The 26,240-nt window shown below is 45.8% G+C and carries 22 protein-coding genes and 2 riboswitches; of the genes, 8 read left to right on the top strand and 14 right to left on the bottom strand.

Annotated elements, in window-relative coordinates; all coding sequences use genetic code 11:
- Positions 1-32 precede the first annotated feature (32 nt).
- Positions 33-1,076 (bottom strand): YkvI family membrane protein, encoded by a 1,044-nt coding sequence (locus RBB45_RS17745; RefSeq protein WP_009794275.1) that lies wholly within the window; start codon positions 1,074-1,076, stop codon positions 33-35.
- A gap of 185 nt (positions 1,077-1,261) precedes the next feature.
- Between RBB45_RS17745 and RBB45_RS17750 the strand changes: the two genes are divergently transcribed.
- Together RBB45_RS17750 and RBB45_RS17755 are read left to right on the top strand one after the other, a co-directional pair.
- The gene (locus tag RBB45_RS17750; protein WP_009794274.1) at positions 1,262-3,388 is read left to right on the top strand and encodes an ATP-dependent Clp protease ATP-binding subunit; all 2,127 of its coding nucleotides are present in this window, start codon (positions 1,262-1,264) and stop codon (positions 3,386-3,388) included.
- Between the two features lie 145 nt (positions 3,389-3,533).
- Positions 3,534-5,123 (top strand): two-component system sensor histidine kinase NtrB, encoded by a 1,590-nt coding sequence (locus RBB45_RS17755; RefSeq protein ID WP_101550746.1) that lies wholly within the window; start codon positions 3,534-3,536, stop codon positions 5,121-5,123.
- A 269-nt stretch (positions 5,124-5,392) separates the two neighbouring features.
- Here the strand turns inward: RBB45_RS17755 and RBB45_RS17760 are convergent, their stop codons facing one another.
- From RBB45_RS17760 to RBB45_RS17770, 3 genes are all read right to left on the bottom strand, one after another.
- Entirely contained in the window at positions 5,393-7,087 is a 1,695-nt protein-coding gene (locus RBB45_RS17760; protein WP_009794272.1) for a M3 family oligoendopeptidase, read from the bottom strand.
- Positions 7,088-7,197: 110 nt separating this feature from the next.
- A complete protein-coding gene (locus RBB45_RS17765; RefSeq protein WP_009794271.1) occupies positions 7,198-7,638 on the bottom strand; it encodes a MarR family winged helix-turn-helix transcriptional regulator in 441 nt (146 codons plus the stop codon).
- Between the two features lie 72 nt (positions 7,639-7,710).
- Complete coding sequence (locus RBB45_RS17770) at positions 7,711-9,309, bottom strand: bifunctional metallophosphatase/5'-nucleotidase (RefSeq protein WP_129611844.1); 1,599 nt, start codon at positions 9,307-9,309, stop codon at positions 7,711-7,713.
- 143 nt (positions 9,310-9,452) lie between these two features.
- Here RBB45_RS17770 and RBB45_RS17775 point away from each other — a divergent pair, with 143 nt between their 5' ends.
- Positions 9,453-10,946: an ATP-binding protein gene (locus RBB45_RS17775; RefSeq protein ID WP_306010041.1), complete on the top strand. Its 1,494-nt coding sequence runs from the start codon at positions 9,453-9,455 to the stop codon at positions 10,944-10,946.
- 61 nt (positions 10,947-11,007) lie between these two features.
- On the opposite strand, the gene RBB45_RS17780 is transcribed toward RBB45_RS17775, so the two are convergent.
- On the bottom strand, positions 11,008-12,003 hold the full coding sequence (locus RBB45_RS17780; protein WP_306010042.1) for a phosphotransferase enzyme family protein: 996 nt from the start codon (positions 12,001-12,003) through the stop codon (positions 11,008-11,010).
- A 140-nt stretch (positions 12,004-12,143) separates the two neighbouring features.
- On the opposite strand from RBB45_RS17780, the gene RBB45_RS17785 reads away from it, so the two are divergent.
- Positions 12,144-13,382, top strand: a complete 1,239-nt coding sequence (locus RBB45_RS17785; protein WP_306010043.1) for an MFS transporter — start codon at positions 12,144-12,146, stop codon at positions 13,380-13,382.
- A gap of 205 nt (positions 13,383-13,587) precedes the next feature.
- Positions 13,588-14,319, top strand: coding sequence for a ZIP family metal transporter (locus RBB45_RS17790; protein WP_009794266.1), 732 nt, complete (start codon positions 13,588-13,590; stop codon positions 14,317-14,319).
- Positions 14,320-14,570: 251 nt separating this feature from the next.
- Here RBB45_RS17790 and RBB45_RS17795 read toward each other — a convergent pair whose 3' ends face one another.
- The gene (locus tag RBB45_RS17795; protein WP_022543649.1) at positions 14,571-14,807 is read right to left on the bottom strand and encodes an aspartyl-phosphate phosphatase Spo0E family protein; all 237 of its coding nucleotides are present in this window, start codon (positions 14,805-14,807) and stop codon (positions 14,571-14,573) included.
- A 338-nt stretch (positions 14,808-15,145) separates the two neighbouring features.
- Between RBB45_RS17795 and fosB the strand changes: the two genes are divergently transcribed.
- Complete coding sequence (gene fosB / locus RBB45_RS17800) at positions 15,146-15,559, top strand: metallothiol transferase FosB (protein WP_022543648.1); 414 nt, start codon at positions 15,146-15,148, stop codon at positions 15,557-15,559.
- A 296-nt stretch (positions 15,560-15,855) separates the two neighbouring features.
- Here the strand turns inward: fosB and RBB45_RS17805 are convergent, their stop codons facing one another.
- The 5 genes from RBB45_RS17805 to RBB45_RS17825 all read right to left on the bottom strand — a co-directional run bounded on the left by RBB45_RS17805 (position 15,856) and on the right by RBB45_RS17825 (position 20,418).
- Positions 15,856-16,389 carry a cupin domain-containing protein gene (locus RBB45_RS17805; RefSeq protein ID WP_009794263.1) on the bottom strand — a complete coding sequence of 178 codons (534 nt, stop codon included), beginning with the start codon at positions 16,387-16,389 and terminating at the stop codon, positions 15,856-15,858.
- Between the two features lie 22 nt (positions 16,390-16,411).
- Positions 16,412-17,041 carry a methylthioribulose 1-phosphate dehydratase gene (locus RBB45_RS17810; RefSeq protein WP_009794262.1) on the bottom strand — a complete coding sequence of 210 codons (630 nt, stop codon included), beginning with the start codon at positions 17,039-17,041 and terminating at the stop codon, positions 16,412-16,414.
- Positions 17,038-17,700, bottom strand: coding sequence for a 2-hydroxy-3-keto-5-methylthiopentenyl-1-phosphate phosphatase (locus RBB45_RS17815; RefSeq protein WP_306010044.1), 663 nt, complete (start codon positions 17,698-17,700; stop codon positions 17,038-17,040). The genes RBB45_RS17810 and RBB45_RS17815 overlap by 4 nt, the downstream gene beginning before the upstream one ends.
- The gene (gene mtnW / locus RBB45_RS17820) at positions 17,693-18,916 is read right to left on the bottom strand and encodes a 2,3-diketo-5-methylthiopentyl-1-phosphate enolase (protein WP_129611846.1); all 1,224 of its coding nucleotides are present in this window, start codon (positions 18,914-18,916) and stop codon (positions 17,693-17,695) included. The genes RBB45_RS17815 and mtnW overlap by 8 nt, the downstream gene beginning before the upstream one ends.
- A gap of 135 nt (positions 18,917-19,051) precedes the next feature.
- Positions 19,052-19,156: riboswitch (SAM riboswitch) on the bottom strand.
- 89 nt (positions 19,157-19,245) lie between these two features.
- The gene (locus RBB45_RS17825; RefSeq protein WP_009794258.1) at positions 19,246-20,418 is read right to left on the bottom strand and encodes a pyridoxal phosphate-dependent aminotransferase; all 1,173 of its coding nucleotides are present in this window, start codon (positions 20,416-20,418) and stop codon (positions 19,246-19,248) included.
- A gap of 137 nt (positions 20,419-20,555) precedes the next feature.
- Between RBB45_RS17825 and RBB45_RS17830 the strand changes: the two genes are divergently transcribed.
- Entirely contained in the window at positions 20,556-21,332 is a 777-nt protein-coding gene (locus RBB45_RS17830; protein ID WP_009794257.1) for a carbon-nitrogen family hydrolase, read from the top strand.
- Between the two features lie 90 nt (positions 21,333-21,422).
- Positions 21,423-21,579: riboswitch (SAM riboswitch) on the top strand.
- Between the two features lie 96 nt (positions 21,580-21,675).
- Complete coding sequence (gene mtnK, locus RBB45_RS17835) at positions 21,676-22,866, top strand: S-methyl-5-thioribose kinase (protein ID WP_306010045.1); 1,191 nt, start codon at positions 21,676-21,678, stop codon at positions 22,864-22,866.
- On the opposite strand, the gene RBB45_RS17840 is transcribed toward mtnK, so the two are convergent.
- The 3 genes from RBB45_RS17840 to RBB45_RS17850 form a co-directional block, all read right to left on the bottom strand.
- Positions 22,844-23,590 carry a GNAT family N-acetyltransferase gene (locus RBB45_RS17840; RefSeq protein WP_094768839.1) on the bottom strand — a complete coding sequence of 249 codons (747 nt, stop codon included), beginning with the start codon at positions 23,588-23,590 and terminating at the stop codon, positions 22,844-22,846. The two genes, mtnK and RBB45_RS17840, sit on opposite strands and share 23 nt — an antisense overlap.
- A gap of 6 nt (positions 23,591-23,596) precedes the next feature.
- Positions 23,597-24,181, bottom strand: a complete 585-nt coding sequence (locus RBB45_RS17845; RefSeq protein ID WP_094768838.1) for a DUF2087 domain-containing protein — start codon at positions 24,179-24,181, stop codon at positions 23,597-23,599.
- A gap of 135 nt (positions 24,182-24,316) precedes the next feature.
- Positions 24,317-26,203 (bottom strand): PAS domain-containing sensor histidine kinase, encoded by a 1,887-nt coding sequence (locus RBB45_RS17850; protein WP_224950112.1) that lies wholly within the window; start codon positions 26,201-26,203, stop codon positions 24,317-24,319.
- Between the last annotated feature and the right edge of the window lie 37 nt (positions 26,204-26,240).

The following is a 26,240-nucleotide window of genomic DNA, read 5'->3' on the forward strand; positions in this document are numbered from 1 at the left end:
GCCGATGAAACACCTCATCGGCCTGTTTTTTTTCATGCTTCTTTTTCTTCTGCAGGTTTTATCCAGAGCAGGACAATAAATAGAATGCTGACATATCCGAATATCGGATAAAGATAGGAAAGCAGTGTACTGTATTCTATCATGCTGATTAAACAGGTAATTAGATAAATTCCCCCGACCGACCAGATGGCCGGGATTGAAATATACTGCCTTATCTGCCTCTCCAGCCCGAAAATATTTCCTATTATTGAGGTAAAAATTTCTCCATAAATGACCAGTACAAACAGGCCGTAAAAACCGGATGCAAGATTTTTCATGATGACTGCCATTGGTATTTCATATACTTCCAGGTTAGGGAGCATTACAAGAGTCAGATGGCTTGATAAAAGGATGATGGTCAATGCCGCCCCTCCGATATACCCTCCCATCCTGATGGTCCGGTCATCTTTTATTTCAGCTGCAACAGGCACCAGCACCGCCTGTGCCAGGGCCAGATTGAGCGCGGTATAGGAAAATGGCGCTGCTACAGCTTTCCACCCATCCTCCGCAAACGGAATGAACAGCATCTGCTCCTTAAAGCCCGGGAGCTTTATAGAAATGAACATTAAGATAAAACTGAAGGCAATCATCATAGGCACTACAAACAAATTCACAGCAAACAGCCCTTTAATGCCGAGAATCATTACAACCACCGATAATATGATTGTTGCAAGCACCCCTGAGAGCTTGGACAATCCAAGCTGCTCCTGAAATACAGCTCCTGCGCCTGACAGCATGACAGCACATACGCCAAGGAGCATAATTAATGTCAGCACATTGATCACTTTTCCGAAATATCTGCCGAACAGATAATCATTCAGCTCCTGGTAGGACTTTGCATGTATCCGTGCTGAGATCCTCATCAGCTTTGTTCCCAGCATAATAAATATATATCCGCTCATCAGAATTCCGATCAGCCCGATAAACCCGAACCGGGTAAAAAACTCTACTATCTCCTTGCCTGTTGCAAAACCCGCCCCGACTACTGTACCGACATAGACAGCAGCAATCTGCAAGGCTCCAGTCCAATTTTTCACGAAACCGCCTCCTCCCCTTCATGTATATGACCGGCTTTTCCAACAAAGACGAGCTTTTCAAAACAATTCATTCCTTTGGCTTAAATTGCCAAGTCTTATCGCTTGAAAGTCAAATAAGGTCAAAGTATAATAAAATCAAAGTTAGTCAAAGATAGTCAAAGTCAACATATAGGAGGCATTGATTGATGAACTGTGAAAAATGTCAACAAAACCAGGCAACCATCCAATTAAGGTTTAATATAAATGGAAATAAAATAGAAACACATCTCTGCAGCAGCTGCTATCAGACCGAAAAGCAAAAAATGAACGCTTCCTTCGGTTACCAGAATCCCTTCGAGGCTTCCGGCATGGAAGACTTGTTCAAACAAATGGGCGCCGGTGAAGCTAGTGCCGGCAAGGGAATGAAACAGCAGCCAGGCAAAAAGCCAAACGGCTTTATTGAACAGTTTGGCAAGAACTTGAGCAATGCAGCCAATGCAGGCTTAATAGATCCTGTCATTGGCAGGGATGAAGAAATTGACCGTGTCATTGAAATACTCAATCGGAGAAATAAAAATAATCCAGTACTGATCGGAGAGCCCGGTGTCGGGAAAACTGCCATTGCAGAAGGATTGGCACTGAAAATATCTGAAAAGAAAGCACCCCGCAAACTGCTGAATAAAGAAGTTTATCTTCTTGATGTCGCTTCGCTTGTTGCCAATACCGGCATTCGCGGACAGTTTGAAGAACGGATGAAACAGCTTATCACAGAGCTGCAGGAAAGGAAAAATATTATCCTGTTCATTGATGAAATCCATCTTCTTGTCGGAGCAGGATCCGCCGAAGGCTCCATGGACGCCGGCAACATCCTGAAGCCTGCTCTTGCCCGCGGCGAACTTCAGGTAATCGGTGCGACAACTTTAAAAGAATATCGCCAGATTGAAAAAGACCCTGCGCTTGAAAGGCGTTTCCAGCCTGTTCACATTCAGGAGCCAACACAGGAACAAGCCTTAGAAATCCTGAAAGGCCTCCAGTCCAAATATGAGGACTTCCATGAAGTCACCTATTCGGAAGAGGCGCTGTCGGCATGCGTCACTCTATCAAGCAGATATATACAGGACAGATTTCTTCCGGATAAAGCCATAGATCTGCTGGATGAAGCAGGATCAAAAATCAATCTGACAGCAGAATATACACCAGGGGAAGAAATCGAGCAGAAGCTGGCTGAAATATCAGCTGCCAAAGAAGAAGTCCTGAAGAAAGAAGACTATGAAAAAGCGGCCAAGCTCCGTGAACAGGAAATCAAGCTTGAAATAGCATTGAACAATGATTCGGCAAAGAGGCCGGTAGTGGAAGCGGGACATATCCAGGAGATCATTGAAAGAAAGACCGGCATTCCGGTCGGCAAAATTCAGCAGGATGAACAATCCAAGATGAAGAACCTTGAAAAATCCCTTTCCGAAAAAGTGATCGGCCAGGAAGAAGCTGTTAAAAAGGTCGCAAAGGCAGTACGCAGAAGCAGAGCTGGATTAAAATCCAAAAACCGCCCAATCGGCTCTTTCTTATTTGTCGGACCAACCGGTGTTGGTAAGACCGAACTGACAAAAACACTTGCTGAAGAGCTCTTCGGCTCTAAAGACAGCATGATCAGGCTTGATATGAGCGAATATATGGAAAAACACAGCATTTCAAAAATTATCGGTTCCCCTCCGGGATATGTCGGCCATGATGAAGCAGGCCAGCTGACTGAGAAGGTGCGGAGGAATCCATACAGCATCATTCTGCTGGATGAGATAGAAAAAGCCCACCCTGACGTACAGCATATGTTCCTCCAGATTCTCGAAGACGGCCGCCTGACAGACAGCCAGGGAAGGACCGTCAGCTTTAAGGATTCTGTTATCATCATGACAAGCAACGCCGGTGCAGGACACAGGGAAATCAAGGTCGGTTTCGGCAGCAGCGAAGCTGTCAAGGAATCAGGAATTCTTGATTCTCTGGGCAGTTTCTTCAAGCCTGAGTTCCTGAACAGATTCGACAGCATCATAGAGTTCAAACAGCTTGAAAAAGACAGCCTGCTGAAAATTGTGCAGCTGATGCTGGAAGAGCTGAATACAGCACTCAAAGAACAGGATATGCTGCTGACTTTTACTGATGAAGCAGTTGAAAAACTGGCCGAGCTTGGCTATCATCCGGCGTTTGGAGCCCGTCCGCTTAGAAGGGCAATCCAGGAGCAGCTGGAAGACAAAATTGCGGACTTTATTCTGGAAGATCCATCATGCACACAGCTGCATGCAGACCTTTTGGATGGAAATATTGTGGTTACTGGAAAATAAAGATACAAATCAATTGCGAAAGGCATACAGAAGCTTAATACAGGCTTACTGTATGTCTTTTTCTGTTAGACATGAAAGTCGCTCAACAAAATCTGACAAATTGTGATAAAATTGGTTAATATACTAACCGAAAGGCACCCTAAGCATGAACAAAACAAGCCTGATAGAAAGCCGGAATCTGCTTTTGATACAGCTGCTCTGGCTGTTTTACATAATCGATACAGCTTTTTACACATTGGTCGATCAGCGCTATGATTTGCTGTGGCCGCCTGTCGGCCTTGGCTTTTGCCTGCTGCTCACCGGCCTCTATTATCTTAAGCCAAAGCCTCACTTCATGATGATTGTAATCCTGGCCAGTATATACAGTTATCTGTTTTACCTGAACCTGCAGCTTCCTTATCTGGTCAATTATATTTTTCTGGTGTTCGGGATCATTTTATCAGCCTTTTATCAGAGTTATCTTGCGCTTGGCATTTCCACCTCGCTGGCTGCTGCAGCCCTTATCATCCTGAATGCAGCAAATGGACATTTAATTGCAGAAATGTCCGGCCCTGAGGACCTGCCTTATATCCTCCTTTTTGCCCTGCTCACAAGCATTCTGCTGTTTTTCATGATCAAACACGCGAACAGGCTGTGGGAAAAAGCAGAGAGAAGCGAAATGGCTGCAAGGAAAGACCTGGAATCGACCAGATCCTATATCGACGCTTTTTTTGACAATACCAGCGATTCCATTGTAATTGCAGATGCAGAAAAAAGGATTCTAAGAATGAATAACAGTTTCTCCCTGCTGTTTCACTCCACAGCTCCAGAGCCTGGGGACAGCCTTGAAACCATCATAGCGGATGAAAATGGTAAAATCTCGGATATGCTGGATTCGGCGCTTCTTGGCCGCAGTATTTCCGGAGCTGAACTTTCCTTTCCGGGTGTCAGTGATGAGCCGAGCGTGCTAGAGGCGACCGTATCCCCTGTCTATAATGCTCAGCATAAAATTTTTGCAGTATCGATGGTCATAAGGGATGTTACTGAGAAGAAAAAGCTGGAAGAGTATCTGCGGAATTCTGAAAAACTGAAGGTCACCGGTGAAATGGCAGCGAGCGTCGCCCATGAAATTAAAAATCCATTAACCGTTATATCAGGATTTATACAAATGATTGGTGAAAAGGAGAATGACTATAGGCAATATATTTCAATCATCCATTCAGAACTGGAGCGGATGAACGGAATTATTAATGAATTTCTATATCTGTCCAAACCGCACACACCAAACATGAAGCCTCAGCCGCTGGAACCGCTGCTAAATGAAACAGCGCTCCTGTTTGAATCTGAGGCACATTATAAAAATGTGCACCTTTTGAAGGATATTCTTCCTGGATGCGGAACTGTCCTTTGCGACACCGGCAAGCTGAAGCAGGCATGCATCAATCTTGTCCAAAACAGCATCGACGCTATGCCGGAGGGCGGTGTTGTAAAGATCTCATGCAGACAGACCAGCACTGGTGAAGCAAGAATTTTAATCGAAGACAGCGGATGCGGAATGCCCGAAGAACTTTTGCAAAATATCAAAAAACCTTTTTTTACCACAAAGGAATCAGGTACTGGCCTCGGTCTGATGATTACAGAGCAGATTATCCAGCAGCATAAAGGCAGGCTCTCGATTACAAGCAGGATGGGCTCCGGCACAACAGCCGAAATCCATCTCCCCCTTTTTAAAGAAGATCTGGACAGCAGCCAGTAAAATAGTAATATCTGCAGAACAAAAGCGCAAGAGCCTTGATCACCTTTAGGAACGCAGACTAAGAACGCCAAGTCCTGTGGCAACGTCGGCATGGCCAGCTTCCTGGGTGCCTCACGGAAAGGAATTCTTTGACTTTTTGGGAGGTTTGGTTTGTGATCCCGGCGCAGCTGCCGGACATTGATCAGGTATTGAAAATAGTCCCCAGGATATACGATTTAAAATTTCCTGAACAGCAAGAAAGAGCCGGGGAATCCCCGGCTCATCTAATTTTACAGGCTTTTGTCATCTACAGAATTCAGCCAGCTTTCAATTTCACCAATTACGGATTCTACACAGCCTTCCTCGAATGGCGAAAGAAGATTGGCTTCCTTGACCAGCTCTGTGAAAGGAAGGCTTCCGCCTAATCCGCACAGCTTGACATAATCACTCCATGCCTCTTCCTGGTTTTCCCTTGAACGCTTCCAGAACTGGAAAGCGCAAATCTGTGCAAGTGTATAATCGATATAATAGAAAGGAGAATTAAAGATATGCCCCTGGCGCTGCCAGAAACCGCCATTCTCCAAATACTCATTTCCTTCATAGTCTTTATGCGGCTGATATTTCCTCTCAATTTCCCTCCAGGCCTGCTTACGTTCCTGCGGAGTAGCAGTGTGGTTTTCGTATACCCAATGCTGGAATTCGTCTACGCTTACGCCATAAGGAAGGAAAAGCAATGCAGAGCTCAGATGGGAAAACTTATACTTATCTGTATCTTCCTTAAAGAAATTTTCCATCCATGGCCATGTAAAGAACTCCATGCTCATGGAATGTATTTCCGCTGCTTCATATGTCGGCCAGTTGTATTCAGGAATTTCAAAATGGCTGCTGGAATATACCTGGAAAGCATGGCCGGCTTCATGTGTCAGCACATCGATATCACCTGAAGTGCCATTGAAATTGGAAAAGATGAAAGGTGCTTTATGGTTTTCAATATAGGTGCAGTAGCCGCCTCCTGCTTTCCCCTTCTTCGCCACAAGATCCATCAGCTGATTTTCATTCATAAAAGAAAAGAATCTGCCTGTTTCTTCTGAGAGTTCGTCATACATTTTCTGGCCGTTTTCAATGATCCACTCAGGGCTTCCCTTCGGTGCTGCATTGCCCGTCTTATATTGGAAAGGCTCATCATAGTATTTTAATTCATCAAGTCCGATTCTTTCCTGCTGGCGCTGCTTTAGCTTTGTCGCGATCGGGACTATATGCTCTTTGACCTGTCCGCGGAATTTGGCGACCATTTCTGCATTATAATCCGTCCGGTACATTCTGTAGTAAGCCAGCTCTACAAAGTTATTATAGCCAAGCTTATGTGCGATTTCTGTCCTGACTTTTACAAGATCGTCATAGATACGGTCAAGCTCCTCTTCATTGTCAGCAAGGAATCCGAAACGTGCCTCCTGGGCCCTCTTTCTCATTTCCCTGTCGGTCGACTCGGTAAATGGCTCCATTTGGGCCAGTGTACGCTCTTCCCCTTCAAAATCGATCTTGGCGGAGGCCATCAGCTTCGTATATTCAGAAGATAGCTTATTCTCCTTCTGCATAAGTGGCAGGATTTCCGGCTTGAATACCTTCAGCTGGGCATCTGCCAGCGCAAAAAGCTGCTTACCCCATTTTCCTTCAAGTTCTGAACGAAACTTGGAATCTACCAGTTCTTTATAGTAATCTGTTACAAACCCTTCCAGCTGCGGCTGTACTTCATCCATATAGTCTTGTTCATTTTTATAAAATTCATCATTAGTATCAATTGAATGGCGGATATAGCATAAGTTGAACATTGTCCCGATATCGTTGCGAATCTGATTGATCTCCTTCATCGCTTCATTCTGTTCATCGGCACTTGCTGCCCCCCTGAACCTCTCCAGTGCAGCTTCAAATTTCCTTCCTGCTTCGTCCATGTCTGGACGGACATATGTATATTCACTGAATTTCATTCTTTTCCCCCCGAATAGCTTTATTTTAAAAAACCATACTAAAGATTCGACATCCAACAGGAAAATCCTCCTAAAAAACAAAAAACACAGCAAGATCACTGTGCTTTGCTTTAAAATCTTCCGACAGATAAGCCGAGCTTCTTTAAAAGATCGATCGCTGTCTGCTTTTCTTCATTAGATAGCTCTGACATCAGTTCATGGATGAACTGCTCATGAGACGGAAAGATCTCCTCAATGAACGCTTTGCCTTTTTCTGTAATCTGGGCAAATGTCACGCGCCGGTCTGTCGGGCAGGCCACCCGGCGGAGGTACCCTTTTTCCTCAAGCTTGTCCACAACATAAGTAATACTGCCGCTTGCGAGCAGGATTTTGCCGCCGATTTGCTGCAGCGGCTGGTCTCCTTTGTGATAGAGCAGCTCAAGCACCGCAAATTCAGTCGGATTCAATCCGTATGTCTGAATCAGCTTATTGACATTCTCATTAACAGCCCTGCAGGCCCTTGATAAAACGATAAAAAGCTTTAATGATTGATTTACCTGTTCATTCCCCATTTTTAAACAGATCCTTTAACACGTTATTTTATCTCAAATTCAGCATTATTATAAGGAAGCTTGCCTCTTGTGTCAATTTTTGGGCTGCAATAAATGAGAATTGGCTGTAACCTTCCAGTTTGCATTCACTTCTGCCTTTACAGGCTGTTCTTTCCTGATATATTCAGCCAGCAGTTCTGTCATGTCCTTATGGATTTCCCGGATAACAGGTTTGTTCTTAAACATCCAGTAGCCGCCTCCTCCACCTGCACGGTAGTGGTTCATGACCACCTCAAACACTTCATCCATTTTCATGGCCTCTCCTCTGTGCTCCAAAACAGTGACACGGCTTCCTTCAGGCTGGGATAGATTCAGTTCATATTCGATCCCTTCCCACATATCATAATTATAATGCTGCGGCTTAGGCTTTGAAAATGACGGATTGACCGCAATTTCCCCATCTTCACCGACCCTGAAGTAGGAGGCAGACCTTTCCAGTGCATCTTTAATGTCCTGGCCTGTTATCTGCAATACAGCAAGTGTGTTTGGATAAATATAATTGGTCATGATATCTCTCATGGTCACCGTGCTGCTGAACCCCGGTGCTCCTTCATTGAACAGGGCTGTACAGGATATCTTTGCCCCGGAAGCATCCATCTGGACGCGGTTAACCAGTTCAATCAATGGATGCTCCCTGATCCTGGCTTCCAGTGGATCTGTGATCAGCATACTTTCTGTCAGAGAGCCGATTTCTTCATCAAGCCACTTTTGCGTTTCATTTTCGTAAAAGCTTGCATCGTGGATGATTTCCTTATCACACTCACCTTCATTGCTGATCAAAGATGAGTCGAGGCCGGCGATTGTCCATTCATGACGGACCTTTTCAAAAGTCACTTCTACTTTGCCCAAATGGCTTCCATGGGCTCCCGGCATGATGACCGGCACCCCGTTCACCTCTTTGCCAGACAGCCTCCTATGCTGATGGCCGGTAATCAGCAGATCGATTTCCGGAAATTCCATGCAGATCCTGTAAGCTTCATTTTCTCCTGTTTCCTCCTCCGCTTTGGCGCCTGTTTCCATATCCCGTTCAAAGCCTCCATGATAAGCGACCGCCAGGAAGTCGGGCTTTTCAGTTTCTTCTACATAAGGAATCCAGCGTGCAAGGGTCTCAATTGCAGAATCGAAGAAAAGTTCCTGGATATAGTCAGGCCTTTCCCAATTCGGGATATGGCTTGTTGTAATCCCCAGGACCGCAATCTTAAGCTCATTCATTTCCTTAATCATATAGGGCACTCCGAAATACGGCTCCTTCGTTGTCCGGTGCAGCACATTGGCGCTCAGCCAGGGGAAATTGGATTCGCTGGCTGCACTCTTGATCATTTCGATGCCATAATTGAATTCATGGTTGCCGATTACAGCAGCATCATACTCCAGCTTATTCAGGACCTGGACCATGGGATTGACACGGTGCTTTAAGAACCGGGAATAATGGTACATAAGCGGCGTGCCCTGGATCAGGTCGCCATTGTCCAGAAGGAGTGTATGGTCTGCCTTCGCCTTCTCCTGCCTGATCACTGATGCCAGTTTGGCAAGCCCCGCTGCTTGTTCTTTTCCCGTGCTGTAATCATAAGGATAGATGCTGCCATGCAAATCAGATGTAATCAGGAACGATACTATCTCTTTATTTTTCATCTAACTCCTCCCTTTAGTACCTATTTATCATTCTTGGCTGCTGTTAAACTTGAATTGTTCATAAGTGGTATAATAACAAATAAGCCCGCCCGGATACGAGGCGCTCTTCTCAATTATACAAATATCTATTGAGGTACATACAAATGAAAAAACCAAAGAACTATATTCTGTATCTCGCAGCCGTTATGATCCCTGCTGTCATTTCCAGCCTCTTTTATATGAACAAGCTGCTGGATCAGAATATCAGCGACCGCCAGGAAGCTGCCAGGTGGACGGCAGCCATCCACCAGCGGCATTGGGATGACTTTATCTCGGAAACCGTTTCTACCCTTGAGGTCCTTTCTATTGCGGCCTCTGCGGAAATGCAGGATCCTGCTAAAATCTCACCGCTGCTTCAGCGCATCCATCTGATGGATTCACGCTATGGGGGATTATATGTAGCCAATGCCGGCGGAGAAGTCATCGCAGGATCAAACTCTCTGTTTGACAACAAAAATATGCTCGAAAAAAATTATATACAGGAAGCGATGGATGCTAAGGATATCGTCATTTCCTCCAGGCAGGAAACGCTCGAAAACGGCCAGAAGGTTATTGGCCTGGCAGCGCCGGTGCTTAAAGAGAACCGGGAGATCGCCGGAATTGCCATAGCACAGATCAGGGTAGACCACATTGAAAATATATTGACCATGCTGACGCCCGATGCCAGGCTGGTCGTCTACAACCAGGAGGATGCGCCGATCATGAGCTTTAATATGGCCGGTTCCGATTCATTTGGCAATAAGCAGACAGTCATGATCCCGATCGAGAGACTCCCCTGGACGATCAAAACAGCAGTCCCTGACAGAGATAACGCAGCAATCTTTAAAGAGGCTGCGGGATTTATTGCAAGACTGCTGATCATCTTCCATATCATCTTCTTTTTTATCAAATATTTCATGCTTAAAAAGCAGGCGGCAGAGGAAAAGAAGAAAAACGAATTGCAGAAGCTTGAGCTGGTCGGTACCCTTGCAGCAAGTACAGCCCACGAAATCCGGAATCCTTTGACCGGAATAAAAGGGCTTGTCCAGCTTCTCAGTGAAAAATACACACATTCCGACGATCAGTACTTCTTTAAAGTGATTGACACGGAGATAAGCAGAATCAATGAAATTGTGAGTGAGTTTCTGATCCTGGGAAAACCTGCTGCCCTGAAATTGGAAAAAATCAATCTGAAAGAAATCATTTCTGACCTGATTCCCCTTTTCGAATCAGAAGCGTCCCTGGCAAATGTACAGTGCACCTACCATCTGCCGGATAACCCGGCGATTGCCGAGGGTACCCAGGATCAGCTGAAGCAGGTACTTCTCAATCTTGCAAAGAACGCTTTTGAAGCAATGCCGGACGGGGGACGGCTCTCCATCTCCCTGCACACCGGCGGCAAATGGCACAGTATCATACTGGAAGACACAGGCTCCGGCATCCGTGAGGAAGACCTTGAGAAGGTATTCACGCCATTTTTCACTTCAAAGGATATGGGAACTGGGCTAGGCCTTGTTGTATGCCAAAGGATCATTGAGTCCTTTGGAGGCAGCATCACCATCTCAAGCAGAGTGAATGAAGGCACAAAAGCTGAGATCCTGCTGCCTGTAAAAGACTAAGGTGTCAGGCCCAATTTATCAACACGTGTAAAGCAGAGCACCATACGGTGCTCTGCTTTACTCATTCAAGGGTGAAAATCGGCTGTTTGTCCTCGATCCTGCCCTTCAAATCAGCCATCATTGAAAGCAGTCCAGTGCTTCTATCCTCAGGCGCAATCTTTTTATGGAGGACAGTATAGAGGACAACATCCCTAAGCTTCAGAAACATCGGGAGCTGATCAAGCCACCCGGGAGGAAGCTGCCTGATTTCCTCATATCCTGAAGCAAATTCCTTCAGAAATCCTGCTGCAAAAGCATTTTTCTCCTGCTGTGTTCCGTTTTTGCAGCGGTAAAGGACCGAGTAATACACCGGGATGGCTATATCTGAGGCAAACCAGTGATAGGCACAGTCATCAAAGTCAAACGGATAGACCTTTTTTCCATCAAAAAAGAAGTTGCCTGAATGAAGATCTGTATGTACAAGCCCAAAGCTGTCTTTTCCTGCAGGCAGCGTTTTAATCCTGCTGATGAGCTCCCTGCTGTTCGCAATGATTCTTGCATGCCCTTCTGCGGGAACATACCTTTCAGGGAAAAGGACATCTTCCTCATCCCAGCCCGGCCTTGCTCCAATTTCAGCATTTGCCTTATAATTGGCTGTTGCTTCATGCATCTGGGCAATGATCCTGCCCCATGACCTGAAAAGATCTTTGTCAAACTCTCTATCAGTTACTTTGATTGGCCTGCCCGGAGCTTTCGAAAACAGACAGGCGTAGAAACTGCTGCCATCCCTGCACCCGGCTGTTATGATCCTTTCTCCTGAAGCCATAATCACCTCAGGAACTTGAATACCCTCAGAGAATAAATGATTTAGCCAGTCAATCTCGGCTGCAATATTGTGAAAAGACCGATGCGATTGATGAGTCAGCCTGAGAATGTAGGGCGTTCCACCCTTATTTACTTCATAAACAAAATTCTCAAAATCCCCAAGAAGTCTGCAATCCTCTTCAAGTCCATAAGTATTCTTCATGTCTTTAAGGATGGAGCTGCCATCCAGCAATTCCTGAATATATTTTTCCATATTTGCCTCCAAAAATGACATCCTCCCAGATCCATTGTAAATGAATCATGGATAAATCTACTAAAATATATTATGCTATTTTATTATGTGTTATTTCAATCAAGAACTCTATCGGCAAATAAACACCAGGAGGGAAATCAATGGGACACCCTGCAGCAGTCCAAAAGCAAAAATATAACGAAGGTACAGCCTATAAAGTTTTATTCATCATCGGGCTCTGCCATCTGTTGAACGATACGATCCAGGCTGTAGTGCCTGCCATGTTTCCCATCCTCGAAAAGTCAATGGGGCTGACTTATACGGAGCTTGGATTCATTGCTTTTTCCCTTAACATCGTGTCTTCGCTCCTCCAGCCGGTTACTGGCATACTGACTGACCGTAAGCCGATGCCATTCGCTCTTCCAATTGGGCTGGCCATTTCACTGGCCGGGGTGCTCGGCCTCGCTTTGGCCGGGAATTTTCTTTCAATAGTATTGTCTGTTGTGCTGATTGGCCTTGGTTCAGCCATTTTCCATCCTGAAGGATCGCGCGTCGCTTATATGGCTGCAGGGACAAAAAGGGGACTGGCACAGTCAATTTATCAGGTGGGAGGCAATACAGGACAGGCACTTGCACCGCTCATTACAGCCCTCATTCTTGTGCCTCTGGGGCAAAGAGGAGCTTCCTGGTTTACATTGGCTGCAGCCCTCGCTTCCGGCCTTCTTGTTTATATCGCCTTCTGGTATTCAGGAAGACTGAAGGAGGAAAAGCAGCTGGGGCTGAAAAAATCCAGGGCCGGCAAAAATCGGCAAACTGCCCTAAAAAACAAAATAGTACTTTCACTGGCCGTCATCCTTTTCCTGATATTTGCTCGTTCCTGGTATATATCAGCCATCACCAATTTCTATGCTTTTTACGCGATAACGGAGTATTCCTTCACGATTACGCAGGCACAAGTATTTTTATTTGCATTCCTGGCAGCAGGCGCTGCAGGAACATTCTTTGGCGGCCCATTATCTGACCGGTTTGGAAAAAAGAGAATCATTTTTGTCTCAATGGCTGCATCTGCACCATTTTCAATTCTGCTGCCGTATATGCCAAAAGAACTTGCTTTTATTTTTTTGCTGTTAACCGGCTTTATTCTGATGGCAAGCTTTTCGGTTACTGTAGTGTATGCGCAGGAGCTGGTGCCTGGAAAAATCGGCACCATGTCCGGTCTCACAGTGGGCCTGGCCTTCGGCATGGGAGCAATCGGTTCGGTTGCGCTCGGATGGCTCGCAGATATGATCGGCCTTCCCCTGACTTTGGCTGTCACTGGCTTCCTTCCTCTATTAGGCCTTTTATCGGCTGTGCTTCCATCAGACCGCCAGCTTGCAGAAATGCAGGCCGAAGATATATAAGATCAGCTATTATGCAGGCTGTCCGAACCCTGGTACCGGTTTGGACAGCCTTTTTCATATTCTTTTCAGCTGCACAATTATTTTACGGGGAACTTTTTTCTTTCTGCTGTATATATTAGTATTGCGCGTTAAGCCCATAAATACGGTTAGACCAGATTGCATGGTGCTCATCATGCTTCAAAGGAAAGGCGGGGAGCTTTATACCATGAGCGAGGTAATTATCGGGAGCGTACTGTCTGCCCTTTCAACAGGACTTGGGGCTTTGATCATACTGTTTATGCACGGGAGCATCACCCACAGCTGGAGAGACATCCTATTGGCTTTCACAGCAGGCATCATGATGGCAGCCTCCATGATGGGGCTTATTCCGGAAGCGCTGGCTGCGGGTGGATTTCTGCCGCTGGCTGCGGGTGTTTTCCTCGGTGTTCTCTCCTTGACGCTGCTGGAGAAGAATATCCCTCATATTGATCTTCAGCATTCGAAGAAAGGGCTCGAATTTGATGAAAAGGCAATGCTGATCATCGCAGCCATCACACTGCATAATATTCCTGAGGGGTTATCCGTAGGGGTCAGCTACGCTTCGAGCACAGAAGATACAGGCAATTTGATCGCCTTTGCCATTGGATTGCAAAATGCCCCTGAAGGATTCCTTGTGGCTTTATTTCTGGTAAACCAGAAAATAAACAAATTCAAGGCATTTATTATTGCCACCCTGACAGGTGCGATAGAGATCGTCACCGGGCTTCTCGGATTCTATCTTACATCATTTATCAGCATTCTTGTTCCCTATGGCCTTGCTTTCGCCGCAGGCGCCATGCTCTTCATTATTTATAAAGAGCTGATCCCTGAGAGCCATGGAGACGGAAACGAACGCACTGCCACTTATTCCTTCATCATAGGCTTGCTCTTCATGATCTTTCTGATCAATATTTTTTAACTGCAGGATAAAAATGAAGAGGGGCCCTTATAAAACAGGCCCCTCTTCAACGGATTTTGATCAGCCCCGGGAGATCCCGCCGCAGAGCCTATGCTTTTCCAAATGTTTATGCTGTGCTGTTTTCTTCTATGAGGAGAATAGCTGTGAAGTGTAATTTGCGAGTATTTTGGCTGAAGTAATAAGATACGCAATAATGTTTGGGCAGAACCCGGATAATCCTTTTTAGAGCTGACAACTGTCAAATCTGCCGCTTAGACTTTAGCAAGCTCCCTCGGCCAAAGGATCATCTCTTTATAGGGTCCCTTAACAGTTTCATGATTTCTGCTCTCTTTCTTCATGCTTTGCTGAAACTCCAGAATCAGCTTGTCAAGCTCCTGGCTGCAGCGGATCGTCGCCGCACTTGAAATTCCTTCTCTCTCTGCAATCTTAATCATCGCTTCCCTTTTCACCTGGATTTCTTTCATTAAATATTCATTTGACTGGCACAACTTTCTTTTCCTCCTAATCCGTGTCCCATTCCTTTTTTTATAATCCAATCATTCTATCTTCCCTCTTTAATTATGTCTCTCTTTATATAATAATAAAAACAGAGGCGATTTCCCCAGCTTCCCTTCTCTATTTGACATCATCTGCGGAATGCCAAGGAATAATAGGCCACTTGAAGCATTATTACAAGAATTTCTATAAAAGTAAATAGATTCGCAATATTAGACAAATTCTTCAAGAAAAAATGTTGTTTCACAATCCGAAATATATTGTTTCGACAAATTTCTTTTTATTTTGCAGATTTTATTCTGACGGTAAAGTAAAGAAAGCGGGAAAAGGAATGCAGCTAATTAACCATTTTTGTTTTTCTGTTTCAAATCTTGAGAGATCCATTTCTTTCTATCAGGAAGCATTCAACGCAAAATTGCTGATTTCCGGCAGGACAACTGCCTACTTTGATTTAGATGGGCTGTGGATAGCTTTAAATGAAGAAAAAGATATACCAAGAGGAGAAATAAAGGATTCTTATACTCACATTGCATTTCATGCAGAAGAAGGAGAATTGGCAGGGCTGGAAAAAAGGCTTATAAAAGCCGGGGCTGTCATTCTTTCAGGCAGAAGCAGGCATGAAAAAGACGGCCGGTCGATCTATTTTGAGGATCCGGATGGGCATAAATTCGAATATCACACCGGAACCCTGCAGGATCGTCTTGATTATTACCGCAAGGAAAAACCCTATATGACTTTTTATTGAGGGAACTCAAGAGACCATAATTACGATTAGCATTTAGTTTCGTACATAGTTTTTATTCCTGAATGGGGCGGTTGATTTCCGTTCCAGGCACTTCGCTTTCCGCGGGGCGGCGCTAAGCCTCCTCGTCGTGCCTCCTGCGGGGTCTCAGCTCTGCCGCTGCAATCAACAGGGTTTCAAACTTTTGGAGCAAATATTCTTAATCACATAGATATCATCTTCCCAAAAAGACAAAAAGGGACCGGTATTTTTCCCGATCCCTTTTTAACAGGCAGAACAGCTGCCTCTATTCTCTTTAATTAAGCTTCTGCGCCTTCTTTTTCATAGATTGGAACCCAGCCTTCAGAGGTAACAAAGATGCGTACGGCGACAACCTTGCGATCTTCCTGGAGGGTGAAATAATGCCTGATGTTTTCCGGCACAGAAATCAGGTCGCCCGGATCCAGGAATACTTCAAAAAAGCCGCCGTCTTTCCCCTGTATAATGAAAACGCCGTGCCCGCTGACAATAAAACGGACCTCATCGTCTGTGTGATGGTGCTCCTGCTGGAAATTCTTCAGCAGCTGGTCAAGATTCGGCGTGCTTTCAGACAGCGAAATAACGTCCTGCGCCTGGTAGCCCCTTCGTTCAGAGATATCCTTGATTTCAGCGGCAAAACTCTCAAGGATCCTTTCCTTCTCTTCATCTGAAAGATTATACTTTTCTCTCAGATCCACAGGCAGCTTTTGAATATCCCAGTTTTCATAAATGACTTCCTGGCTGTCAAGGAAAGAGGCCACCTCTTCCTGGTTCCTGATTTCTTCTCTTGTTTCCTGCAATACGATATAAGCCATCTTTATAGTCTCCCTTCAACTTTTATATAGCGGTTTGAATCTGCTTCAGCTGCAGCAGCTTCAGCTGATAACGGAATAAAAACTCTGAAGCCTCCAAAAGCTTTTTCGCTTCAAAAGGTGTTCGGCCCCATACTGTAATGCCATGGTTGCGGATCAGGACAGCACCCGAGTCGGCCAGTATATGCTCTGAAAAAGACTCAGCAAGCTTCGGTATATGGGCGTGATTAGGAATGATCGGGATCGTCAGGACTGCATCCTCATCCCACCTATCAAAAGCTTTGATAAGCTCCTGGCCTTTAAAAGCAACAGATCCTGCATCCCCGTACAATTCAGAAATCACATTATTGTCAACCGTATGGACGTGCAGGCTGCATCCCGCTTTGGTCCTTTTATAAATTTCTACATGGAGAAGCGTTTCTGCAGAGGGCTTCAGGCCGGTTTCATCTGCCGGCTTCCCATCATGGCCGACCAGCAGGAAATCCTCTTCTGTCCGCTTCCGCTTATCTTTCCCGCTTGCCGTAACGAGGAATTGCAGCGGTTCGGCAGCAACCTTAATCGCAAGGTTCCCGCTTGTTCCCATAAACCAGTCACGGCCTGCAAGTTCTTCCTTTATATCTGCCAGCTGGTCCCATTTTTCCTGGATGAGGCTCATAGTTTCACCCCTATCAATCTCTTTAATTCTGTAATGCAATCAAAAAAGTCGGTAAACGGCCTGTGATCCAGGCCAAGCTCTCTGCTCTTCTGCAGCAGCAGATCTCTTGCCAGTACAAAATCTGCCTGCTTCGCGGCCTGCAGATCTGTAATGCTGTCGCCGATGACAATCTTATATAACCCTTCTTCGTCCCGCGATCTCATGATCGAAGGCTTGCAGCAGCCGCATCCGTTGTCACATTCTTCATCACATTCATGCGGCCAGTTGATTTTAATCATCTCCCCGCTGAAATCAGAATGATTGCAGTAGATGGCTTCAAAAGGGCCGAACTGTTCAAGCAGCGGGTGAATGAAAAAGTCGATGCCCCCGCTGACGATGTATAAAGGGATTTTTTCTGTTTTCAGATACGCAATGAACTCTTCAAATCCGTTTCTGATCTTTGCCTGACTGAGGACATAGGAAGTGATTTCCTCCTTCAGGCTGCTCGGTAAAAGCGCAAACATCTGACCGACGCCATCCTGAATGGAAATTTCTTCAGCAAGGACCTTGTCCTTCAGCGATTCCCACTCAGGCGGGGCGAAGTGCTTCATGATGCTGATGATATTATCTGATTCTGTTATCGTCCCGTCAAAGTCGCAGAACACTGCAATCCTATCCATGCTGCGCCACCTCTTTGCTTCCCCAGAGCGCTATTGCTTTTGCCAGCTCTGGAAACTCCTGCTGAGGCTGGTGCAAGGTTTTTCCTTCCAGCACAAGGCTGATTGCCTGCCGGAACGCTGCTCCCCCGCCTCTAGCACCATCAGGGTGGCCATGGACGCCGCCTCCGGCATTTATGACGCTGTCCATCCCGAAGTCCCTGACAAGCAAAGGGACCAGGCCAGGGTGAATCCCGGCTGAAGGAACAGGAAAGCTTTTTTTATAAATATCATCCTCTGTCAGCGCGGAACTGATGGATAATGCCTGGTTCCGCTCCAATGCCACCGAGCCATATGGCGACGGAAACAGGGATAAGTCTGCACCTGCCATCCTGGCCAGCTTTCCAAGCAGTAAGCTGTGGCTCAAGCCGTAAACAGGAGAAGAAGTCATTGCACCGCTCACTGCCGGGTGAGCCATGATTGGAAGGGCGATATCTCCATCCTCCCTTAATGCCTGAAGAACATCCAGTCCATAGGCAAAGGCATTGAACAGCAGCAAATCAGCGCCAAGCTCAGCCGCTTTTTTTGCTTTTTCCTTCAGCTCATACGTACGGCCCGTAAGATTCACTGCGTAAAGTGTTTTGTGCCCTGTTTCTTCAAAAGCTTCCCTAAGAACCCTTTTGCCTTCTGTAATCCTCTCTGAGAAAGGGGCAAGCTCATTATCAAAGAAAATTTCATCGTCCTTAACGATATCAATTCCCCCGCGTGCCTGTTCCTTCAGCTGCTTCAGAAGATAATTGAGATCTCTCCCAATCACGCCTTTGAAGATGCTCATTAACAGCGGCCGTCCGTGAACACCAAGCTTATTGCGGATTCCTTCAATGCCAAAAAGCGGGCCCGGGAAATTCCGCTTGAAGCTCTCTGCTGCATCCAGGTCGAGAAGCTTAATTTTTCCATCGAGCGAAAGCTTTCCAAATACAGTTGTCAGAACAGCAGGCAGGTCGGCGCTGAAGTTTGCGGCCGGGTAGGCAATTTTAATCAGCGCAGCCCCATCATTTCCATCCTGCTCCCCATTTTCAACAGAAACGACTCTCCCTTTATGCTTCTTAAGCTGGTCCTTTTCTAGATCCGGCAGATCTGTCCACGATCCTACCGTCAATCCCAAGGCAATTTCCTCTGCCTTTTTCTCCAGATCCCCGCTGGAACCATTCAGTAAATATGACGCGATAATTTCACTCATAATCCTGTTCCCCCTGCATTTATGTATGGTCATGCTGATCGCGGTTCTCTCACCTGCGAATAGTTACGATAAAAAAAATAGAATCAATAAAAAAGACCCCTTCAGAAAGAAGAGGTCAGAGCTGTGTCCAACATCTTCTCATCTATCAGCTCAAACGCTGCAAGAATTAGCACCGTGCTTTTTACAAAGTCGGTTGCCGGGCTTCATAGGGCTAGTCCCTCCGCCTGCTCTTGATAAGAAAACGAAATCTATGTGGAATTTAAAGTTTTCAGATAATCAATAATTCATTTGGATTATGACATGATTATAAAAACATGTCAATTGATTTTTCAAAAAATATTCAACTTTCCGATCCTTGCTGCTGCCTCTTTAAGCCTCTCTTCATCTGCAAGCAGACCTGCGCGGACATATCCTTCTCCATATTCGCCAAATCCGATGCCGGGAGCCACAACTACTTGCGCTTTTTCGAGCAGAACATCGGCAAATTGCTCAGACGTCCAGCCTTCCGGAACTTTCAGCCAGGCAAAAAATGATCCTAGCGGTGCTTTAACATCCCAGCCTATCTCCCTAAGGCCTTCAATAAAAGCTTTCCGCCTGGAAGCATAGACCTGCACCAGTTCATCCACACATGCCTGCGGCCCGGACAAAGCCTCTGCTGCCGCTTCCTGCACAGCACCAAAAAGGCTGACATACAGATGATCCTGCATAAGATTGATGGCTTCAATCACACTTTCATTCCCAGCCGCAAACCCCACTCTCCAGCCTGCCATATTGTAAGTTTTAGAGAGTGTATAAATTTCAATGCCTGTTTCCTTTGCCCCTTCCGTCTGCAGGAAGCTGACTGGCTTTTTGCCGTCAAAGCCAATTGCACCGTAGGCGAAATCATGAACAACGCAAATTTCATTTTCCGCTGCAAAGCGGACCGTTTCTTCGAAAAATTCCTTCGTAGCCGTGGCTCCGGTCGGATTATTCGGATAATTGAGGAACATCATCCTGGCTGATTCGATGTCCTGCTCAGAAAGCTCACCATAATCCGGCAGAAAATGATTCTCTTCTTTCAGGGGCATGACAGCCATAGAAGCTTTCGCAAGGGCCACTCCTGACCAATAATCAGGATACCCCGGGTCAGGAACAAGGATCGTTTCCCCTGGATTGAGAAGACATTGAGGAATTTCAACCAGGCCAGCCTTCCCGCCGAATAAAATAGCTATTTCCTTTTCCGGATCAAGGTCCACACCATATTCCCTTTTGTAAAATTCAGCTGCTGCAGCTTTCAGGCTGTGCTGACCGCGAAAAGGGGAATATTTATGATTAAGGGGATTTTCGGCTGCTTCCTGAAGTTTCCTGACGATATGCGGCGGTGTGGGCCTGTCAGGGTTTCCCTGGCCAAGATTGATGACATCATGCCCCTGCCCGGCATACCTGGCTGCTTTTTGCACCAATGTTGCAAAGAACTGCTTTGGCAGACTTTGCAACAGTTCAGATTGAGGAAATATTTTCATCACATAGTCACCTGCTTTACATGTGGATTATTTTTTTATTTGAAAAACCAATGACAAAGATATAACGTAAAAGGCAGGAAGTAAAGAAATATTCTGCAATTTTATCATTTTATCCTTTGCATACGGAGGTTTACCCTATGAAAATATCCTGCATCCAAATGGACATCTCCTTTGGCAGCCCTGAGAAAAATTACGAAAAAGCTGAAACGCTGATCGAGCGCGCAAGCAAAGACAATCCCGATATCATCGTGCTGCCTGAGCTGTGGACAACGGGCTATGATTTAACCCGACTGGAAGAAATCGGGGACAGGCACGCAGAATCAAGCATCCGGTTTTTGCAGACTATGGCCCATAAGCATCATGCTGCCTTCATTGGAGGAAGCGTCGCAAATAAAACAGAGGATGGTGTTTTCAACACCCTGCTTGCAGTCAGCAGCACAGGTGAACTCCTGCACCAATACAGCAAGCTGCACCTTTTTCAACTGATGGATGAACATCTCCACCTGTCACCCGGGAGCGGGGATGCTTCTTTCAATCTGAATGGCCATCCCATGGCCGGCTTTATCTGCTACGATATCCGTTTTCCTGAATGGATCCGCAAGCATGCACTTGAAGGAGCAGAAGCCATTTTCGTCGTGGCTGAATGGCCCCTGCCCCGCCTCGCCCATTGGCGCGCGCTGCTGATTGCAAGAGCCATTGAAAATCAATGCTATGTGGTTGCCTGCAACAGGGCCGGATCTGATCCGGCCAATCAATTTGCCGGCCACTCCATCATCATCAATCCATGGGGCGAAGTCGTTGCAGAGGCTTCAGAGCACGAAGAAATCCTTTCAGCAGATCTCGACCTCAGGCTTGTAGAGGAAGTGAGGGCACGCATCCCGGTTTTTACGGACCGCAAACCTGAATTCTATTAGAATTTTTTAAATTTTTATTGACAGAAAACATATGCCGCTGTTACTATTTTTTCAAATGGCTGGCGGCAGCCGTTTATACAAACTTATATTCTCTTATCAAGAGCAGGCAGAGGGACTTGGCCCGATGATGCCCAGCAACCGACCGTAATTCCATCGTGAGATGGGGCGCAATCCTTGCGCCGGAGAATTCCTCCATAAGGCACGGTGCTAATTCCAGCAGAAAGCTTGGCTTTCTGGCAGATAAGAGGTGCGAAGCTCAATACTTCAAGCCTCTTTCAGCATGAGAAAGAGGCTTTTTTATGTCCTGATGGATAAATAAAGCCTCCAAATTCAGGAGGGAAAAATGATGACACTCGTAAAAAATAAATATGCTCCGCTGACAGAAAAAACAGCCGCGGAACTCGCTGTAAGCCTTGGCCAGTTTCCCGGAAATGCATCTTTAGCCACGGAAGAAATAGGCGACGGAAATCTTAACCTTGTCTTTAGGATCAAGGAAAACGGGACAGGAAAAAGCCTGATTATCAAGCAGGCTCTCCCTTTTGCCAAGGTAGTAGGCGAAAGCTGGCCGCTGACCTTGAAAAGGGCTGCTATTGAAGCAGAAGCGCTTAAACTTTTTAAAAAGCTTGCTCCGGATTTTGTGCCGGAAGTTTTCTACAATGATGAAGAGCTCGCGGTGACTGTGATGGAAGATCTTTCACACCTGGAGATCAGCCGTACAGGGCTGATCTCTGGAAAAGAATATCCACTGCTTTCCGGCCATCTTGGAAACTACCTGGCAAGAACTTTGTTCTATACCTCGGACTACGGCCTTCTTCAGGCTGATAAGAAAAAGCTTGCCAAAGAATTTTACAACCCGGAGCTGTGCAAAATTACGGAAGACCTGATATTTGCAGATCCTTATTTCAATAGCCCGACCAATGATTTTGAAGAAGAGCTGAAAGGCGATGCAGAAGCCTTATGGGCTGATTCAGCATTGAAACTCGAGGCAGCGCGCCTCAGGAAAATTTTCTTAAATGAAGCGGAGGCGCTGCTTCACGGTGATTTGCATACAGGAAGCATCTTTGCTTCCGATGCGGAGACAAAAGTCATCGACCCGGAATTTGCTTTCTACGGCCCTGCAGGTTTTGATATCGGACAGGTGATTGCCAATCTGTTATTCCAGTCTATCGCCAATCCTGAGAAAACGAGACTTATAGATCATCATATTGAAACATTCTGGGGAACTTTCTCAGATGATTTCTCTCTTTTATGGCAGAAGGATAATAAAGATCCTTTTGCTGGAACAGAAGGTTTTCTATCCGCTGTGCTTCAGAAATATTGGGAAGATGCGGTTGGCTTTGCAGGCTGTGAGCTGATAAGAAGGACAATCGGACTGGCCCATGTTGCTGACCTTGACGGGATAGAAGACAAAAAGGCGCGCCTGGCTGCCAAGAGAGCTGCACTGGCTGCAGGGAGAAACCTGATCCTTCTGCGCAGGGAAATCGCAGATGCAAAGGATTTATGCAGGATTGTCAGCCTTGTTTCGGCAGGGTGAAAACAAGGTATTCCGCAGGTTCAGAAAAACCCAGTTTTTCTGCAAGCTTCTTACTTGCCAGATTGGCCGCGCTGCAATCCCAGCGCGGCTGCAGATTTTTTCCCAGGGCAGTTTTAATGAATCTCGCAGCAAGCATGGCTCCCAGCCCCTTTCCCCTGGCACTTTCTGCTATATGGATATCCATTTCGGCAAATTCATTGCTCCTGAATATAGAAACACATTCACCGGCTACCTGCTCTCCCATCAGCACCCTGATGCCGAATCCGGATCTCAGAAAATGCTCAATGGATCCCCAGTATGTGCTGAAATAATCCATTCGGAACTCAGGATATTCACCTGCTGACTCCCTATCCAGTGGAAAAAAGGAGACTTCGCTGCTTTTGGTAGACAGTTTAGGAACCGGCGAAAATTTTTGAAAGGAATGGCGGTGATGCTTATTGAGCCTCTCTCCAAACTGGCCGGATATGAATTGATCCAGTTCGGCAGAGCCGGAAAAAAGTGTGAACCGCCTCCCATTTTTCTCTGCTTCATCCAATTTTCCTGCCAGCAGGTCAAATGACCCTTCTCCCGCTCGTCCCGCGGCATAGTGGATGCCGCTGGTGAGGGATATCAGCAGACTTCCTTGCCTCTCCTGTACCTCACCTGGTATAAGGCCATCAAGAACAGCCGAAGCAAAGACTGGGACAAAATCAGTTCCAGGTATATGCTCATACATATAGGCCATATCAAGCTACTCCGGCTTAGCCCACATTTCACGGGGGTTCAACTCATAAACGCTGTTTTCCCTGTACATGAAATGATTGACGATAAATTCTCTCCTGATCGTCGCATAGTCTTCATGGAATTTCTTTATATACTCATTAAGCTCTTTTTCAGGATATTTCTTTCCCATTTTCAGACCTGAAGCAATATGCTCAAAGATAAACAGCTTTTTCTTGCGCTGTGCCGGTATATTCTTGAGCTTCCCTTCTTTTGTGATGAAATTTTCGATAACCTTTTGTTTCTCATTATGCATTTCCAGCATTTCTTCCATCTCTCCTTCCTTTTTATCAAACAGGTTAATGAGAACCTCTGCCTGCTGTTTGATAACCGATTCATTCACGTAATAATAGATGGTGTTTTTATCACGGCGCTGATAGATGCTATTAATAGCTTTTAGCTTGTTTAAATGATGGGTGATCGTCGGGGGAGTAAGGCCCAATTTGCCTGCAATTGCCTGGCCATGCAGAGGCCCATTCGATAATAGTGCTATAATCCGTATTCTGGCAGGGTCGCCCATCGTTTTATGAAATGCCACCAGTCTGTCTAACTGCATGAGATCAGCCTCCAAATTCGATGTATGTCTAATTAGATTTATATCAAATTAGATTACAGCAGTCAATTCTTTTGCAAAAAAAATGCATCATTCTGCTGAATGATACAAATTTGAACAATCGGTATTTCTTTTTTGCTATAAAGTAAAAATGCCGCCTGGATCCTGGTACCCGCCCCGCTTTATGGGGAGATCGATATGAAAAACGGTTCCTTCCCCCATTTTGCTTTCCACTTCAATATTACCTTCATGCTCTTCAATTATTTTATATGTGACCATTAAGCCCAGCCCGGTCCCCCGTTCTTTCGTTGTATAAAACGGCTCTCCCAGCTTTCGCAATTTTTCCGGCGGAATACCGGATCCCTCATCCCTTATGGAAATCCGGATGCTGCCTGTCCTGTTTTTTTGAATGCAAATGGTAATGATTCCGCCCTTTGGCATCACTTCAATCGCATTCTTAATAATATTTATGAACACTTTCTTCAATTGGTTCGGCTCACAGAAGACCAGGGGAAGGTTCTTGGCATAATCTGTCCTGAACTGGACATTATGGAGAACTGCCTGGGCAGTCAGGAACTCAACTGTCTCTTTCATCAGCTGGATAATATCTTTCTCGACATACTGAATGGCCTGTGGCTTCGCCAGAATCAGGAATTCATTTATAATGGAGTCGATTCTCTGCAGTTCAGAGGTAATAATATTGAAGTACATGGAATTTCCGCTCCCTGCACTGTCTTCCAGAAGCTGAATGAACCCTTTCAAAGCTGTCATTGGATTTCTGATCTCATGGGCGATTCCCGCTGCTAATTGCCCAATCACATTCAGTGTATCAGACTTCTTCAGCTGGTCCTCCATCTCCAGCTTCTCTGTAATATCCTTAAAAGTCGTCAGGCTGAGCCCTGAGAAGACATTTTGCTTCAAAGAGAACTCAAAATGCATTTTTCTGCCGGATTTCAAAATATAAGAAATCGTCCCGTTGGATTGGCCGCTGCCTGACAGTTCCTCCAGATGCATGCGCAGCTCCTCTTCTGTTATATTACAATCATTCAGCAGCGCAAGCAGGGACTGTCCCACAATTTCATGCTGACTCATCTGCAGCATTCTTTCTCCTGAAGCATTGATATCGACAATGGTAAAGTTTTCATCCCACAGTATCAGCCCCTCCAGGGCACCTTCAAAAATGCTGCGGAATTTCCTTTCGCTTTCCCGCAGTTCTTCTTCCATTTTATGCCGCTCACTGACATTCCTGAAAATCGTCATATGATAGCCTTCAACGGCGTTCAGCTTAACGGTGAATTCCAGCAGCTTCTTTTGCCCATTTGGCATGAGAAAAAACAGCTCATTCCTTACCTGTCCTTCTTTGTACAGCTCCTCGAGAATTTGGAAATAGCTTTCATCCTTGTGAAGAACAAAATCATCCACCTTCCCGGCAAGAAGTTCATCATGGGTGCTTTCAAATATTCTGCATGCTGCCTGGTTTGCATTGATGATTGTCCCTTTATCCTTCCAGTAAACGATCCCATCGAGCGCTTCCACAAACAGGTCTTTATACAAGTCTTCATGTTTGCGGATTTTCTGCTCCAGCCGTCTCTTCTCTGTAACATCCCTGAATATGGACAAAAGGAGGCGGCTATCAGGAAGGCGGCTCGTTGTAAATTCAAAGTAGGCAAGGCTGCCGTTATTGGCCATCGGCAGAACACCTTTGACTTTTTCCTGGGACTGCAGCAGCTTTTTCTGCTTTTCCAGCTTAAAATGATAATCGACGGGAACCAGGTCATCCAGCCTAAGTCCCTCGAACTGTCCCTTCTCAGTACCTAAAAACCGAGACATGGCAGGATTAACCGCAATAATCTCCCGCTGTTCAGTATAGATGATCATTCCATCTGCTGCGGAATCAAAAACATGATTGGCTACTACAGACTTTCCCATTTGCTCTGCCGCCTGTTTCAGCCTTTCATTTTCCAGTTCAAGCACGGCTATCCTTTCCTCCATTTGTTTTCTTGCTATATCAGATAAAGCCCCCACCTATTTTCCTCCTCGAAGACATAGACTTGCCTGACAT

The sequence above is a fragment of the Bacillus sp. MMSF_3328 genome (genome assembly GCF_030733525.1).
Classification (GTDB): Bacteria; Bacillota; Bacilli; order Bacillales; family Cytobacillaceae; genus Bacillus_AB; species Bacillus_AB infantis.